Source organism: Desulfurococcaceae archaeon MEX13E-LK6-19, assembly GCA_029637525.1.
GTDB lineage: Archaea > Thermoproteota > Thermoprotei_A > Sulfolobales > Desulfurococcaceae > MEX13ELK6-19.
Genome location: CP072660.1, coordinates 1,671,541 through 1,688,209, shown reverse-complemented (window position 1 = coordinate 1,688,209; position 16,669 = coordinate 1,671,541). Strand labels below are relative to the sequence as shown.

Here is a 16,669-nt window from a genome sequence, read left to right as displayed (position 1 = left end):
TATTCTTGTAGAGAAGATTTTGTAAAAGAATAATGTACTATAATTACCAACTTTGTTTGAACAGTTTATAACAAAGGGCTTATGTATAGTTCTTACATTTGCTTATGAATTCATTTTCGTTAAAAGAAGTATTTTGTTTCCTTAATTCATGTAGTACAAGAGCACACTCTATTGGTGCGATAGGTTCTTTTATCGTTATTTTAAACCCAAGTATTTTCTCGGATTCCGAATCAATCAGTTTAGCTAGTATATTTTTTGCTCCACTATAGAATCCTCCAGTGAACCCTATTTCGCGTCTATCATAATGGAGTTTTTCTATACATGTCTTGATTGTTAGAAGGGCTTCTTTTACGGCATTTCGTAGTATTCTTGCTGCAACATCATCTCCTTCATTATATGCTTTAACTACATATGGTGCAAAGCTGGCTATGAGCGTCTTTGGCGAATTGCTTGTATATATCATTGACACGATCTCGTATACACTATCTTGTTTACCCCATTCTCTAAGGTAACGTAGTAATAATGTTGGTTCTCCTCGTCCATCAAAGTACTTCAATGCCGCGGTAATTCCTTCTCTACCAACATAGTAGCCGCTTCCCTCGTCTCCGAGCAAATGCCCCCATCCTCCTACGAGGGCTTCTTTGCCTCGATAGTATCCATAGCAACTACTTCCGGTGCCCATAATGTATATTATTCCCTCGCCTTCAGGAAAGCATGTATAAAGCGAAGCCTTATAGTCTTCTAGAACAATTACTTGACGAGCTATTTTCTCACGGATGAATGTCTCTACGTATCTTCCTCTATACTTACCCCATCCTGTATAGGCAACGCTTGCAATGATTTTATCGACATAATCTAGTTTCGCCTGTTGCAGTGCATTGCGTAGTGTCTCTACTATATTTGATAAAGCGTTATCCCAGCCTAAAGCAGTAGGGTTTCCTGGTCCGCCCATGGTTTTTGCAAGAATATGTCCATTAGAGTCAGTGATTACTACTTTTGTTTTTGTTGCACCAGCATCAATACCTGCTATAAACATGATGGTAATGCCTCAACTAATGTATTATGTCAACTAATATGATATTTGAGGAAAATAAAATGCTTTATATGGATAAAAAAGAATGGTTTCAAATTTTTATTTAGCCTTTGAACGCTCTTATGAGACCAATTATGTTTAGTATTAGTGATATGGCGACTATTGCTAGGAGTATGTTTACTGTTGATGCTAGGCTATCGACTTTGCTGGCTGTATCTGAGGATTCTGATGCGGCTTTGGATGCTTCTTCTTTAGCTGAGCTTACATCTTCTGATAGTGTCTGTAGGGTGTTCTTCATTTCGCTGAGAGTGTCTGATAGTTCTTGTAGTGTTTGTGCTGTTGTGTTGAGTGTTGTTGCTACTGTTACGAGTGTTGATCTTATGGATGCGATGTCAGCTGTTGTAGCGTTTTGTAGTGATGATAATTGTTCGTTGAGTTGTTGTACTAGACCGCTTAGCTCATCTACTCTCTCACTTAGGCTTGATACTGATTCACCTAGCTTCTTTAGAGTAGCTGGTACTAGTAGATCCTGTATTTGCTTGTTTAGCTTCAGTATGTCGTCTTCAGGAGCCTTGTATACCGGGAATGCATCGATGCTTAGTTCACCATACTTTAGTGGGCCAGGCCCTAGTCCAGCTACTTGGCTTCCGATGTAGCTCCAGTAGTTCAGAGCGTAGTTCTCGGCTGTGATAACCCAGTCCTGGTACTTGTCTATTCTAACAGCTGTTACAACGTATGGGTGATAGAAGCCTATCACTGGTAGGTCGCGGGCTATTATGTACTGTAGCTCGTAGGCTTTGTAGGCAGCTGTTGTGTAGTCGCCGCTCATGAATGCGTTCTTGAACTCAGCATATATGGTGTCGTACTCTCTTGACCTGAATCCTGGTGTGTTGCCACCACCGGGCCTGTCCTCGGTTGATGTGAGCCATGATAGGAATGTTAATGGTACCCACCAGCCTGCTTGTGAAGCTAGTGCTCTGTCTGAACGTGGTGTTACCCATCCTACAACAGTCATCTCGAAGTCTCTTTGTGCAAGCATTGACCAGTAGTCAGAGCTGCTAGCGATTGGTGTGAACTCTGCATCGATTCCAACTGCTTTGAGGTAGTTTGCTATGTCTTCTGAGATGAGGTCTCTATAGAATGCATCGTTTGGTACTTGTATTATGTGTACCTTGAAGTCGCTTCCATCAGGTAGTTCTAGGTAGCCGTCTCCATCAACATCCTTGAAGCCTAGTACATCTGTTAGTATCTTCTTGGCAAGCTCTGGGTTGTATGGATATACGTCCTCCTTGTATGCATACCATGTGAAGTTACCACATCTTGGGCTAACGAATCCTAGGTTACCTGGGGCAGCGAACACCCATTTTCCATAGTACTTGGTTACAATATCGGTTACATTGATTGCTAGTGCTACTGCTAGACGGAATGCTTTCTCGCTGAATGGGTACTTGCGTAAGTTGAACATTAATACGTGTGTACTGGAACCTAGACCCTGCCATACAATGGCTTTTCCTTGCTGTACCAGTTCGTTTAGCTTAGATGTGTGTACTTTCTTGTATACATAGTATAATCCAGCGTCAGCTTCACCGGTGTAGATTAGGTTTACTGCCTCATCCACGCTAGAGACAAACTTGAATGTTAGTGAAGCTGGTTCGGGTGTTCCACGGAAGTGCTGGTCGAATCTAACAAGTTTTATGTAGCTTCCAGGTACATGTTCAGACCACTTGAATGGGCCACAACCAATGATCTTGTCCTCTGGTAGTGATGCTGCAAGCTGGTCTGCGGGTATGGTCTCCCATACATGTTTTGGTACAATGTATATTGATGCGAGCTTCTCTAGTACTGGGACAGTCTGGTTGAATACTAGTTTTACTACAGTAGCATTCTCGACTACTACGTTTTGTAGTGCAGCATAGAAGTCGGCATTACCGCCCTGGAGCTCTGGGTGTTGTTTGGCGAGTAAGAGTGTGAAAGCTACATCTGAGGCGTTGAATGGTTCTCCGTCATGCCATACTACATCGGATCTAAGATAGAATGTCCATGTATTGTTCTCGCTAGTCCAGGATACAGCTAGGTTTGGTACAATCGAGCCGTCTGGAGCCATTCTGACTAAGGGCTCATAGATTGCCTCTAGTACTACTTGTTCGTATACTGAAGTGTATGTGAATGGGTTGATTACTGATGGCTCTGTTAGTAGTACCAATACTAAGTCTGGTCCATCCTCTGCACTTACCTGAAGGGCTGGTATGACTGGTAGTATTAGGGTTAATGCTAGTAAGGCAAGCAGGGTTTTTGATAAAACTGTATTGTATCTCATGGGACAATCCCTATTTCGTTTTTATTTTTCAAAAAATTATTAAACCTCATTTACAAAGCCGTAGTAACCGTATTTACCCCGTTAATACGCATTTTTTTATTACACACATGGACAATGCTAGCTTGGTGGATTGCAGAGTGGCGGGGCTAGCAAGACATATTGTTAAAATCTTGTTACAGAGATTGCTAACGTTTCTAATAATCTTAACTATAATCTGGGGTTTAACAGAATTATCGTTTATTATAACAGGTAAAACACCGTTTGACCAGTTATTAGAGCGTAGAGAACCAGGAGTCTTCCAGCAATACCTATACTATCTTGACAGGTTTGGATACAAATACGATGAGGAACTCGGAAGACCGGTATACAAGGACCCCATATACATTAGGTACTTTAAGTTCCTAAAGAGCGTGTTTACCTTCGATTTCGGGCCATCGGCACGTCATGGACTCCGTCCTGTTAGTGAAGTAATTCTAGAGAGGTTGCCATGGACTATAAGCCTTGTTGGTAGCGCCTTCATATTCGGGTCGATGATAGGGCTTGCTCTTGGAACATATCTTGCGAGAAAGAGGGGAACTCTACTAGACATAAGTATGACGTGGCTTATAGTAGGTATAAGAGCTCTACCAGTGTTCTGGCTCGGTCTACTATTACTGTACCTCTTCTCCAGCAGTAGAGGCTGGTTCCCCTGGGGACTTGAAACAGGTGTAACAAGGGCTCCTGACATAGGATCGCATATGGTGGCATGGTTCTGGATGAGTATATTGCCTATGTTGACACTATCGAAAATCTATGCTGTGCAGTATCTTCTTGTAGTAAGGAATATGACTACAGAGGAAATGACTCAAGATTATGTTGTAACTCTGCGTGCAGCAGGATTGCCGGAAGATAGTATATTTAACAGGTATATATTCAGAGCAGTAGCGCCATCAATTATAACTCTCATGGCAATAGATCTTGGTTTTGTATTCGGTGGTGCTGTCGTCACCGAAACAATATTTCATTACCCTGGTGTTGGAAGTCTCTTGTACGATGCTATGAAGGCTAACGATCAACCTCTCATCATAGGCGGGTTCACGATAATAACTCTTGCAGTACTCATTGCGATCACCATAGCCGAGATGCTCTACTCCTATCTTGACCCACGTATTAGGAGGTGAGCATCTATGACACAGGTAAAGGATATAGATAGAAAACAGGTGAAAAAGAAGCCATCGCCACTTAAAGAAGCTCTTGAGGGAGTAGTTGATTGTATCAAGTTTGTTCTAAGAAACAGATACGGTATTACAGGCGTAGTGATATTATCGGCATTTATTATAATAGCGTTGTTCCCATGGTTATTCACACCCTATACACCTGACCAAGATTTTAGGCGTGAAATTATTGCAATGGGAGGAGAAGTCCCCTACCCGCCGACGCCTGATCATCCACTGGGTATAGACCAGAGAGGACGAGACATATGGGCTCGAGTGGTTTATGGTACACGAGTGTCGCTGACGGCTGGAATTCTAGTAGCATTAATAGCGACGATTATAGGTGTTCTCGTGGGCTCTATTGCTGGTTATGTACGTGGTAAACTAGATGCTCTATTAACATTATTGTCGGATGTTATAATGATGATACCGAGTCTATTATTGATACTGCTTGCTATAACATTGTTTAGAGAGATATGGAGTATATGGCATACAATAGCATTGATAGCTATCATCTCGTGGCCGAGTACTGCTAGAGCAACTAGAGCTCTCACAATGCAGTTAGCATCGTCAGGATATGTTGATGCAGCTAAGGCGCTTGGTGCAAGTGGTAAGAGGATCATAACCCGCCATATTCTACCACAAGTACTCCCGCTAGCTTTTGCTAGGGCGGCAGTACTTATTGCAGGAGCAATAGTTACTGTCGCATCCCTGAGTTTCCTAATACCTCAAGCTAGTGGGCGGGCTGACTGGGGAGCCGTTATAAGTGATGCTTTTGCTAACTGGAGTTATGTTACCGACCAAGGAATGTGGCTATGGTTTATTGTACCGGGATTATTCATAGCCTTGACGGTGATAGGGTTTATCTGTTTAGGTGAAGCATTATCGGAGTACTTTAACCCAAGGCTCCGTAAAAGGTGATGTACTATGGAGGCCAGGATTATGGTCAAAATAATAGGGCTCATTCTCATACTAGGTCTTGCTATATATTATGGTTACGTACTGTATAGAGTATGGGTTGAAGGACTACCATACCTTGGCATTGCATCACGTCTAGGAGAGAAGCTCGTGGGAATAAAGTTTTCAGCACTAGCAGTATTCTTGATGCACATTGGAGGAGCATACGCTATCTATAGGAACAAGAAATTCCTTTACATGATATTCCTCGGCCCAATGATGTTTGCAACGGTGTCAATACCATTTTGTGTTGAAAGTATCGGTAACAATATACTAAAGGTAATTACAGCAACGGGCCTCATAATAATATATGTTATAGGCTTTATAGCATCAACTATAACAACGTATAAGATTAAAATAGAAGTATCGGAGAGAGGGTAATACCTGGTTATAACGTTACTTACAGAGTAAATATAGTGTTTTCTTCCATAATTATTTCATGGTCGATAATATTGTCGTGGCTTGAGTTAAGGAAAATTATTCGTGTCGGAGAAAAAAGCTACGCCGTAACAATACCTAAGAAATGGATACAATCACTTGGACTCAAATCAGGAGATACAGTAAACCTAATACTCGAGAAAAATGGGTCAATATGTATTCATCCTAGTAAGGAGAAGAGTAAAACAAGTATACCTAATAAAGTAGTAGTGGATTCATCAGGATTCAATGGAGATATATTGTCTAGAACCATTATGGGATGCTACGTCGAAGGTTATGACGAAGTAGTACTTGTCAATACAAAACCTGAATTCACAGGTGTACTCAATGCTCTTGCCACTAAACTACCCGGTATAGTAGTACTAGAATCGCCATCAGGGGATATAACAATAAAGATCGCTATATCAGAAAACATGGTCGATATAGAAGAAGTGCTAACTAGGATGATTAGAGTATTGAACCTAATGTACGATTATGTTGAAGATTATATTGAGAAAAACGATGAAACACTTGCAAAGAAAGTTCTTGAAACTGATGACGAGCTAGACAGACTGTATTTCCTAGGTTTAAGACTTATTAAACGCGGCAAGGGATTTGCCTCACTTACTGCGCCCAAATACCAAGAACTCCTAGACCAGCTGTTACTAATAAGAAGCATAGAGCATATAGGAGACTCGTTAGACCGTAGTATAAGGATCCTCATGGAAAACGACTGGTCTAAAGCAAGAGAGTATATGCTTAAGTCATTCGCGTTCTCAAGAAAAATAATATCAGATGCAATAACGGCATATATCAACTCCGATATAGGGCTTACAGGCAAATTACTCGTAAGAAGGCGTGAGTTCAAGAAAATGATTGCTGAAATAAGAACAAAATTCCAGGAACTCCAAGGTGTTGCAAGTGAATTGGAATTATTATCAACAATAGCGATGGATATATCAGAACTTGCAGTGAGTAAGTACATAAGAAACCTAGCTTCTTCACACAAATAGTGTCTTGGATGTAGAATTTTATAGATTAAATACGTCCTAATATTTAATAATATTGAGACACGTATCTTATTCTATAGAGTAGATATAGAATTTATTAGTGTGGTTATATTGTCGCTAGAAACTGCTAAAAGAATTTTCTTCAAATATATGAAAGTGGTCAATATAGAGAAAATTCGACGTGTCCTTAAGTATGTTATACTAGTTGAGTCGATAATTATACTAACATTGTTGGTCTTCATATTGGCTGACTACATATTGCCTTATGTTGCTGAACCACGTACTTCTGGCAGTATTGTTGTATTTGATGCTGAGGATATTGTAGAAAACAATTTCACTGGTGTTAAGGTCGTGGTTGTAAAGGGATTTATGTTAACGGATTTATTCTCGTTGCCCAAACTAGACGCTGACTTAGTTATTATTGTAGCACATGGATTCATATATGAGGACAATGAATTTATTTTAGGTACTTCAGAAGAACCCTCGGTCTTCTATCCTGTTTTTCATCCTCTTTATGTAGTTGAGGGTGCTGTTGTTCGTGGGAAGACGTTTGATGGGGAGCAACGTATTGGAGTATCACAAAAAATACTTGACTATATTCCATCGCCAATAAATAAACCAATAATAATGCTTACTTGTGGGTTCGGCAATGTATCTGGTTTTGCTGAAAAGCTTGTGGAAAAAGGAGCTTCTTATGTAGCTTACTATAATGGGACAGTAAAAGAAGAGTATGTAAATGATTTCATTAACAAAATAATTAATTCATGGAAAAACAATACACTTCGTTCATGGCTGGAATCAAACAATTTTGTTGTAGTTGAGAGAAAGGCTAGTCAAAATACGGTGCCCTAGTACTTAGTATCCGTATATCTCACTGAGCTTTACAATACGTTTTTCTTTGCTAGAAATTCTTGCCGCCTCAACAACAGCCTGTACTTTAATACCATCTTCAAGACTTGTATACGGTTTTCTACCCGATTTCACTGCTTCAATGAAGTGTTTCATCTCATTAAGATACATTTCTTCAAAAATCCTTGGGTACTCTATTGTATATTCCTTTTCTTTCTCATGTACTCTTATCCTCCCTTCAAGATAGCCATCGACATGTATTGACCCTTCCTTTGTCAAGAAATCATAGTATCTTACTATTTGTCCTCCAGTCCACGACCTAACCAGTGATGATGTTGTATTATTTGTATGTGTCATTACGAGAACGAAGTTGTCATCAATACCTGATCCGGTGATTGAGTATATTCTCGAGAAAACACTATCAATATCGCCCATATACCATAAGAACAAGTATATTATGTGTACAGCATTTTCATTAAGTAACCCTCCAGATAGGTCGGGATTCTTAAGCCATGGTATATCTGGTAATCCGCCGAGAGCTGTATGGTGAGCTATAAACGCCCCGTCATGGGAGTCGATTAGCTCTTTGATTTTAATGTACATGTCATGATATCTTAAACTAAAGCCAACCATTACAACTGTATCGTACTCTATTTTGAGTAAGGGTTTTACATCAGCGAACTTTATGGCTAAGGGTTTTTCTACAAGAACGTGCTTGTTGTTCTCCAGTGCTTTAATAAGATATTCGATGTGGGTATTTGGATAACTGGCAATAACTATTGCATCAATGTTTTTATCAGTAATTAGGTGAACAGGATTATCATAAGTTTTTATCCAGGGATAATCCTTTTTTGCGCTCTTCAAAGCCTCGTGTGAAACGTCGGCTATAGCATATAGTTTTGCATCTTGTATTTTTGTTAAGCTCTTGGCATGCATCCGTCCCATAAACCCATAACCTATAATGCCGACGTTGACAATCATACACTGTACACCCAAGCCCTACTCAATACCAACAGTTTCTTCATATTTTGGCTGATAGCGTTTCTCTGGCCTAACAAGAATAAACCCAACTATAAATGCAATGCTGATGAATAATAGTAATGCGAATAATATTTTTGGGGATACAAGGAGAAGACCAAGCTTGTCAGCGTAATTCATTGATAGCGTGAACTGTGTAATGAGGTTATGGTTAGACTTCAATGTATCAGCGAGTATACTTACAGTACTATAAACTGTTATTGATTGTATAACATATATTGCAAGCATCAGCATTATGAGAGTGTACGCGGTTCCCATGGCGTAAGATTCAGTCTTATCAATAATTACCTCTACTCCTATAGCTAAGAGGATAAGAGTCATTGTGATCAATGATATGTATGTGTAGCATGAAAATAGTATAAGTGGTATCTTGAAGCTGGTGTCCACACTATTAACTGCATATGGAATAGTAAAGGGCATTACTATTAAGAGTAGACACAAGATTATCGACATTGCTACAGGGGCTACGTTACCGTATTCTCCATAACTTGCAAGATAACTGATTACAGCTAACCCTATCAATGTAAAGCCTGCTAGTATAGCAGGCAATAACATGTAATCATTAAATACATTATACTCTATAGCAAAATAACCAAGTATAGAAACAACAGCTATGGAAATACCCTGCTCTATGACCTTTACACCAATAGTCATTTTCTCTTTATCGTTGACATTTCTTGAATAATAGACTATACCTGTTAAAACCATAATAAGACTAATCAATATAAGTAATTGTATGATTAACGAATAATGTGGCATACCAAGGTAGAGTATTATTGTGACAAGTACCAGTAACGAACCAAGTACACCATTGTATCGTACATCCATGCTTTTACGTGTAGTTGACATGAATTTATTTATTAACCTATCTATATTCCTCTTCGGTACACGTGCTAAAGTATAACTTACTATAAATGAGATAATCGCTACAGTAATACTTGACACGATGAGCCCCTTTATTACATCTAGGATATAGGGGTCCACATCACTTGGCGTTGTTAATATATACATATTAGTTGCAATAACAACTACCATTAAGAGTATCATGTAGGCACCAAATACCTTAAAGAACTTGATCCAAAACGGATTTACTTCATAGCTTATATTATTTTGCGCCATTTATTTCATCCCGTCATCTTCTTTGTCACTGATAAGTTCTCTAATCCCGTTTATTGTCTATTTAATGTAATAAAAAGAACTTACTAACATTTAAGTAAACCTCAACTAGTAATGATAATATGGTTTTCTTATGTAAAAATCATCCTTTAACCCACTTCATTGCATCAAGTATCTTCTGCAGATCGGCTTCATAGATGACGAGTATTTCATCGTCCTTACCGGCACTCAATAGCAATTTATCTTTATACAATGCTGCTCCACAGACAAATATTGTACCCGGTCTAGCACCATGGTATAACCTGGGCTGCGGCGATATGACGGGTTCTGGTGTTACACCAAGTAATTCGCCGTCTTCAGAAAATACTGCTGCATACTGTGGATACTGTCCATAGATATCGACTGCATGGAATATAAGTAGGTACTCATTGCTCCCTATCTTAACTGAAGCATTACCGCCAGTCTTCTTTTCATCTCCATGGGGTAGTAGCTCTGGTATTGGCTCCAGGGACTTGAAGTCAACTGTTGTCTCTTCTCTATATCCAACGTATACGCCGCCCGTGTTAATGCTTGTGAGCCATGGGCGTAACACCATTGTCTTCGGGGACAATGGAAAGCTATCTCTAAAGTCCCTAATGATAACTATGTCATCGTCTAAAGTGAAATGTATAGGCTCTACCTCATATGGCTCCATGGACTCGTTTAGTTTCGCTCTAAACATCAGTACAGCAACATCCATGCCGTGTACTCTATAGAACAAGTAGTACCCACGGACATGATATAGGTCATGTGGGTTTAACGGGTCTACACGAGGGTCTTCTATACATTCGGCACTGAGAATAGGGTAGAGAACCGGTTTCGCCTTCACTTTAACTTCTCCAACAAGATCCTCGTAATCTATTTCCGTGTAGCCGATAAATGTTCTGGATAATCTGCAGCCAAGCATGAAACCTCCTAGACTCAATAGTCTAAGGAAAATACCGAATTTACCTCCTCCCTTATGGAATATTGCTGAGTTCATGACAAGTTTTGTCTTGATCGGTATGCCTTCAGGGGTACGGTACTCTACATTCCATGGGAGAATATAGGCTCTTACATTAAATAGATCTCTATCAACATATTTCCTCTCAACCCTGATACGCTTACGTGCCTCAAAATATTTTGCCTCAAGAATCCTCTCTATACTTGCATGCCTTATCTTAGCCATAACATTAAACATATACTTTTTGAACTCATGAGTTGTTACTTTATCATAGTTCCTGAAGACAAGTTCATTTAAGGGTACTTTTTCTCTAATACCCATATCCTACACCCGGTTTTAACCAACTATTACATCACTAAAGGATAGATAAAATAGTATGGTAAGTAAACGTATATAACATGAAGTCTTTTATATTTAAAACAATAATCCTATTAACTACTAAGACCTAGTTTAAGCATTGTTGAAACAAGGTCTTCGACAAGAATATACAATGAGTACAAGTAGCCCCTATACTTAGTGTTATCGTCTTCTATTAGTTTTCTAACATCATTAATGCTTTCATGGAGTTTAATGATTTTCTCTATATTCTCGTTTTCAATTAGCGATAGGCTGTCAAATAATACTTTGTCTAATCTCTTAACTACATATAACTGGTTTTCATTAAGAGGCTCTGTGATATTCTTTGAAAAGTCAAGCATTACCGACACAAGGAGTTTAATTATTTTTATTGTTTCAAATATACTATACGGATTAATCCTGCCGTTTTTCTTCTTTATATAAATGCTTTTCCCGCAAAGCCTCATCAACAAGAGGATATTCTTGTTTATATCATAGTATAGTTTCTCCATATCATTTGCTTTACTGGTTCCATCCGCTTCTATAACTGTTTCAAATAAGTCGTAGTATTCTCTTAATAGAACAAGAATGTCGTGGTAAACCTCTTTCCAGTCTAGAAGCTCTTCAGATAATGCTATATTTATCATTACAAATCCATTGTTGAGGTTAGTTATCACACCCGGATAGATTGATATAATATCCTTTACGAGTGTTTTACTCAACCTGTTGTTCTTTAATCTAATTTTATTCACGCCAGTACAATAGGCAGCCTCTATAATTCCTTTAACACTATTAAGTGAAAGATCTAGTTTATCATCAAATGTTAGTATACGATATTTCGTAGAATGCTCACTATCGGCATCAATAGGTTTTACTTCAATAATACCATTATCATGTAATACTAATTCAAGTAGATCGCCTGGCTTAATGTTAAGCCTCTTGGCCCACTCCTTAGGTATAGATATTGCGTAGCTTCGTTCTCCCACACGCAATACTTTTCTTGTTTCATAAAGTGGCAACCTCTCACCATCATATATATTATAGACAACTATTCAGAAATATATTTTTCCAACATAAAAAGTATTTTATAAGGAGACTCAATTACATACATATTCATCAGCTTTAAAGACATGTTTTGGAGGCGGTTGAAGGATGCCATAATCAGGGCTGATGGACAGGATAATAAACCTAATGTAGCATACTTCATCAGCTTTTTCGATAGTTTACGATAGGTAACCGGTATACACGCTGTATATTCATACATAATTTTAAATAGAATGTGTAAAGGTAATTTTCATGACTTAGATGGATAAAAGAATTATACAGTATAAAAAAGAATTTGGATTAGTTAATTAGGATGATATTATTTAGCCTCTCTTTCCAGCAAAGAAACCGATGAGTAGCCCTATAATTAGCAATACTATAGCGATAATGCCTGTCATTGTCCAATCTGTTGTTGTCTGTGTTACTGTTTCTGTCTCGGTCTTTGTGGTTGTTTCAGTGGTAGTCACCGTTTCTGTTGTTGTCTGTGTTGTGGTTACTGTTTCTGTTGTTGTCTCGGTTACCGTTGTTGTTACAGTTGCAGTGTATATCTCGCCTAGCTTGAATAGTCTTGGGTATGGGTCAGCAATTCCGACACCATCGGTTATGTATGGCTGGTCTCCATACCCGTCTAGATTCTCGTCAGTGCCGGTGTAGTCGCTCCAGTAGTTGTACTTTAGTACGACACTGCTTGAGTTTATGAGTGCTTGTGGCTTGTGGTAGTTGTCTATGAAGTCGTTCCATATTACCGTGATGTTTTCGGTATTCTCTTCAATTACTAAGCCGTAGCTGTGTTCAAGTGTTGTGTTGCCATAGCCGTTGTGCTCTATTACGTTGTATGCTATTAGGATGTTCTTCTGTCCTCCAGTAACTCCTTCGATGTTTCCTCTCTGTATCTTGATACCAGATCTGCTGTTGTATGCAATGTAGTTATCCTTGATGACTACATCTCTGCTGTAGAACTGGTGTGCACCACTCCAGTATATGCCAACACCATAGCCGTCCTTGGCGCCTGTTATGGTGTTGTTCTCTATTACAACGTTGACTGAGCCGAAGAGTATTATGTTGGTTCCGCTGTTGTTGTAGATATTACTGTCCCTTATGATGACGTCCTCGCTTACATATACTTGTATACCGTATCTTGTGTTGAAGGCTACTTCACAGTTCTCTACGACTACGTTCTTAGCGTATTTAATGAATATACCGCTCTCCCATCCTTCACCATTGCTTACAACTCCCTTGATTACACAGTCTTTGATTACTATGTCACGGGTGTTCTTATCGTCCTTGCTTCTGCCCTCTACTCCTAGTCCTGGGTGCCTGAACCAGACGCCTTCACCATCGATTACTACGTGCACGAGTGTTGCATTGACAGTGTTGTAGAGCCATAGTCCTTTCCACTCGGCTCTCTTGATTACAACGTTCTCTATATAGACGTTGTATACTTCGCCGCCGTCACCAAATACTACTCCATCACCGCCGGTTACTATGCCGTTGAATGTTGTGTTGATGATTGTTATGTAGGAGCCGCTTACTACCTTCAGGTCATGCCACTTGGCGTTGCCTAGGAATGAGTTCTTTAGCGTGAAGTGGGTTACATTGTATACCTGGATTGCGTCATCTCCAGTATTATCGATCTTGATGTTGTCTAGTACTACGTAGTGGCTGTTCTTCAAGTAGATGCCTTTGTATTGTGGGTTATAGATCTTTACGTTGAGGAGTTTCACGTGGTCACAAGAGTCCATGTAGACACCGTCCCATCCACTACCCTGCATGTCTATGTATACTTGATCAAATACTACGTTGCTAGCTCCCCATAGACCTATAGCCCATCCTCCAACAGGTCCTATAGTGAGGTTCTCGACAACTATATCGCTGGCTCCATCAAGAATTAGTCCATGCTTACCTGAACTTGTGATCTCTAGGTCTTCTATTCTGACTAGACCTGAGGATTCTCTACTTACATAGACAGCGGCTTCGCTTTGTGAGCCGCCTACAGCACCCTTGACTACTATGTGATACTGTGTCACGTTTATGTAGACAGCGTATCTATAGCTTTCGGGCACGTTGGTCACATGTAAGACAATGATGTATGGGTCTTCAGCTGTACCACTACCGCTAACAGCTAGGTCAGCAGCATTGTCATCGGTTATGTTGATGAAGTACAAGTATGTTCCTGAGTATATTGGGTATAAGTCAACGACATTGCCTGCGCCAGCCCAGGCATATGGTTCGTCGGCAATACCGTCTCCATCAAGATCTCTTGCAGTGTGGTCTGTGTATAGGTTGTACATAGCTACTACATCGCTGCTATCACTGTATGCTTGTGGGCTAACAGCGTTGTACCAGAATGTGCTGTTGTGTACAATAACGTTTGATGCATAAGATTCTATGTAGAGACCGTAGTCTTTTGCATGGCTAATGTTTGTATATACTATCTCCACGTTTTCTGTCTTGTTTAAGTAAATACCATTGATCTCAGCGTTTTCGAGAAGTACATTCCTTATTAGCACGTCTTTTGCGTTGAGTAGGTATATTAGCCTACCACAGCGCCCGCCTTCCCATCCAGCTGGTGCTGAACCATGTACTGATACATTAGCTATAACGAGTCCTTCAATATAGTCGCTGGTATCATACTGGGTTATCAAGTCTTCATCGTAGATAGTACCGTTCTCTATGATGAGATTCTTTACTGTGGCAGTACCCCATGCACCTATTCCTATGAATGGGTTCCTGCCATTGGTTCCAGGGTACTCCATTGATACGAAGTTCCTTATTGTTATGTTCTCGAAGTGTCCCCTGTCCAGGATGAATTCTTTCCAGCCAGCGCCCCAGAAGAATATGTTCTCGAATACTGTGTTGTTGACGTTTACTAGATAGAATCCGTTACCGTCGATCCAGTAGTCGTCGTTGGGGTTGAAGTATGTTAGGTTAATGTAGCTGAAGTATCCGCTACTAATACCCCTGATATCGAATCCATCGCCAGCTTTGTATACATTCATGTATGATACCAGGAATAGCCCGATCTTGTTGTTATCATTGGGTATTGACATGACTTTTGATATTCCGGAACAGTTTACAAATGATACTGATATGAGATCTATGTTTACTTGTGGGCTGAATCCTAGGAGGTATCTGCTGTCAGTGAATACTATATTGGATAGCGTTATTGAGTTGATGTGTATACCAGCTGCATCAGAACCTATGTGGACAAGGTCTTTGCCAAGCCCATGTGCTTCTACTCTTTGCAATGTAAGAGAGTTCATGTCCTCGCCTGAGTATATTGCTACAAAGTGTGTTGTAATGGCTCCATACTCTACATATACATTGTTTATAAACAAGTTGCTTATATGGCCATGTTTAACATAGACACCATACACGAGCCCTGGTCCACCGCTTTTTACTGTGGTGTTTATGACGTAGACATTGTCAACGCTTGCCTCTACTTCAATAAATGAAGCTGGCCCGGCCGCATCTTTACCGCTTACAGTTGAGTTTACAACATAAATGTTTAGACCAGATGTTGATCCATCAACACGTATCAGTCCTCTCCAGTCAGTACCCCAGCCTACGTCATCTCTGACGCCATAGAGATTTGAATTGAAGACATTTAGTGTCACGTTGTCAACATTACTTACTCTTATGATATGTCCGCCCCAGTATAGTGTTGAGTTATCGATTAAGACCATGGTGTTGTAGGAGTCCTCTATTGTAAGTACTGCCTCCCACCAATCTTTTGATGAAGCATTGTATAATACTGAATTCATTACGTATATAGTTGAGTTTGTGGCACTAATGTAGAGTATTGGTCCTTTGCCTGTTATTCCATGGAGTTTACAGTTCATTATAGTAAGATGTATGTTGCTTACGTTCTTCCATATATTGAGGAGGTAATCGCCTCCATTGTATACTTCGCTATCCTTTATTAGTATGTATCCTCCAGTGAAGTTTGTTAACCATATCTTTCCGCCTTCTAGGGGTAGTGTGCCGAACTCTAGAATCCATGGATCATCGGGTGTACCGCTACCGCCTTTAAAATACTGGGAGTTTGTAATATTATCTTGCGTAATAACGATCTCTACTGGTGTTTGCGCGTATGCTACGTATTTAAGTCCTGTTATCATGGATGGTGGTATTATGCTGAGGATAAAGAGTAATACAACTATTGCCGAAAGAAGCCTCTTCACGGTAGAACACTCTCCAACTGTCTATTACCAAGATATATATGTAGAGTGTACGAATATATATACAAATTTGATGATTCCTAATAACTAATGGGTTAATGAGGTTTTCTTGAAATATTTAGAGATTGAGAATGAGATTAACCATTAGGTAAACCAATATTTTATAGAACGTATTGAATGGGGTTAGGTTAGGGAA

12 protein-coding genes are annotated in these 16,669 nt (G+C 39.7%); 5 read left to right on the top strand and 7 right to left on the bottom strand.

The genetic code is table 11. From position 1 onward, the window contains the following. Positions 1 to 79: 79 nt before the first annotated feature. Complete coding sequence (locus J4526_08695) at positions 80 to 1,036, bottom strand: hypothetical protein (GenBank protein WFO75137.1); 957 nt, start codon at positions 1,034 to 1,036, stop codon at positions 80 to 82. Positions 1,037 to 1,136: 100 nt separating this feature from the next. Beyond that, on the bottom strand, positions 1,137 to 3,350 hold the full coding sequence (locus J4526_08690; GenBank protein WFO75136.1) for a hypothetical protein: 2,214 nt from the start codon (positions 3,348 to 3,350) through the stop codon (positions 1,137 to 1,139). Positions 3,351 to 3,487: 137 nt separating this feature from the next. Between J4526_08690 and J4526_08685 the strand changes: the two genes are divergently transcribed. The 5 genes from J4526_08685 to J4526_08665 all read left to right on the top strand — a co-directional run bounded on the left by J4526_08685 (position 3,488) and on the right by J4526_08665 (position 7,779). Next, positions 3,488 to 4,510, top strand: a complete 1,023-nt coding sequence (locus J4526_08685; GenBank protein WFO75135.1) for an ABC transporter permease — start codon at positions 3,488 to 3,490, stop codon at positions 4,508 to 4,510. Between the two features lie 6 nt (positions 4,511 to 4,516). Continuing rightward, complete coding sequence (locus J4526_08680) at positions 4,517 to 5,464, top strand: ABC transporter permease (GenBank protein ID WFO75134.1); 948 nt, start codon at positions 4,517 to 4,519, stop codon at positions 5,462 to 5,464. A gap of 6 nt (positions 5,465 to 5,470) precedes the next feature. Continuing rightward, positions 5,471 to 5,881: a hypothetical protein gene (locus J4526_08675; protein ID WFO75133.1), complete on the top strand. Its 411-nt coding sequence runs from the start codon at positions 5,471 to 5,473 to the stop codon at positions 5,879 to 5,881. 71 nt (positions 5,882 to 5,952) lie between these two features. Then, positions 5,953 to 6,930, top strand: coding sequence for a phosphate uptake regulator PhoU (locus J4526_08670; protein ID WFO75132.1), 978 nt, complete (start codon positions 5,953 to 5,955; stop codon positions 6,928 to 6,930). 108 nt (positions 6,931 to 7,038) lie between these two features. Then, positions 7,039 to 7,779, top strand: a complete 741-nt coding sequence (locus tag J4526_08665; protein ID WFO75131.1) for a hypothetical protein — start codon at positions 7,039 to 7,041, stop codon at positions 7,777 to 7,779. A gap of 3 nt (positions 7,780 to 7,782) precedes the next feature. Here the strand turns inward: J4526_08665 and J4526_08660 are convergent, their stop codons facing one another. From J4526_08660 to J4526_08640, 5 genes are all read right to left on the bottom strand, one after another. Further along, positions 7,783 to 8,757 carry a Gfo/Idh/MocA family oxidoreductase gene (locus tag J4526_08660; protein ID WFO75130.1) on the bottom strand — a complete coding sequence of 325 codons (975 nt, stop codon included), beginning with the start codon at positions 8,755 to 8,757 and terminating at the stop codon, positions 7,783 to 7,785. An 18-nt stretch (positions 8,758 to 8,775) separates the two neighbouring features. Further along, entirely contained in the window at positions 8,776 to 9,933 is a 1,158-nt protein-coding gene (locus J4526_08655) for a hypothetical protein (protein WFO75129.1), read from the bottom strand. 139 nt (positions 9,934 to 10,072) lie between these two features. Then, on the bottom strand, positions 10,073 to 11,233 hold the full coding sequence (locus J4526_08650) for a hypothetical protein (GenBank protein WFO75128.1): 1,161 nt from the start codon (positions 11,231 to 11,233) through the stop codon (positions 10,073 to 10,075). 110 nt (positions 11,234 to 11,343) lie between these two features. Further along, complete coding sequence (locus tag J4526_08645) at positions 11,344 to 12,267, bottom strand: AbrB/MazE/SpoVT family DNA-binding domain-containing protein (GenBank protein WFO75127.1); 924 nt, start codon at positions 12,265 to 12,267, stop codon at positions 11,344 to 11,346. Between the two features lie 348 nt (positions 12,268 to 12,615). Beyond that, positions 12,616 to 16,476 (bottom strand): right-handed parallel beta-helix repeat-containing protein, encoded by a 3,861-nt coding sequence (locus J4526_08640; GenBank protein ID WFO75126.1) that lies wholly within the window; start codon positions 16,474 to 16,476, stop codon positions 12,616 to 12,618. Positions 16,477 to 16,669: the final 193 nt, after the last annotated feature.

Coding starts and splice junctions, on each gene's coding strand:
- J4526_08695 (WFO75137.1), bottom strand. CDS start 1,036: ATGTTTATAGCAGGTATTGATGCTGGTGCAACAAAAACAAAAGTAGTA.
- J4526_08690 (WFO75136.1), bottom strand. CDS start 3,350: ATGAGATACAATACAGTTTTATCAAAAACCCTGCTTGCCTTACTAGCA.
- J4526_08680 (WFO75134.1), top strand. CDS start 4,517: ATGACACAGGTAAAGGATATAGATAGAAAACAGGTGAAAAAGAAGCCA.
- J4526_08675 (WFO75133.1), top strand. CDS start 5,471: ATGGAGGCCAGGATTATGGTCAAAATAATAGGGCTCATTCTCATACTA.
- J4526_08660 (WFO75130.1), bottom strand. CDS start 8,757: ATGATTGTCAACGTCGGCATTATAGGTTATGGGTTTATGGGACGGATG.
- J4526_08655 (WFO75129.1), bottom strand. CDS start 9,933: ATGGCGCAAAATAATATAAGCTATGAAGTAAATCCGTTTTGGATCAAG.
- J4526_08650 (WFO75128.1), bottom strand. CDS start 11,233: ATGGGTATTAGAGAAAAAGTACCCTTAAATGAACTTGTCTTCAGGAAC.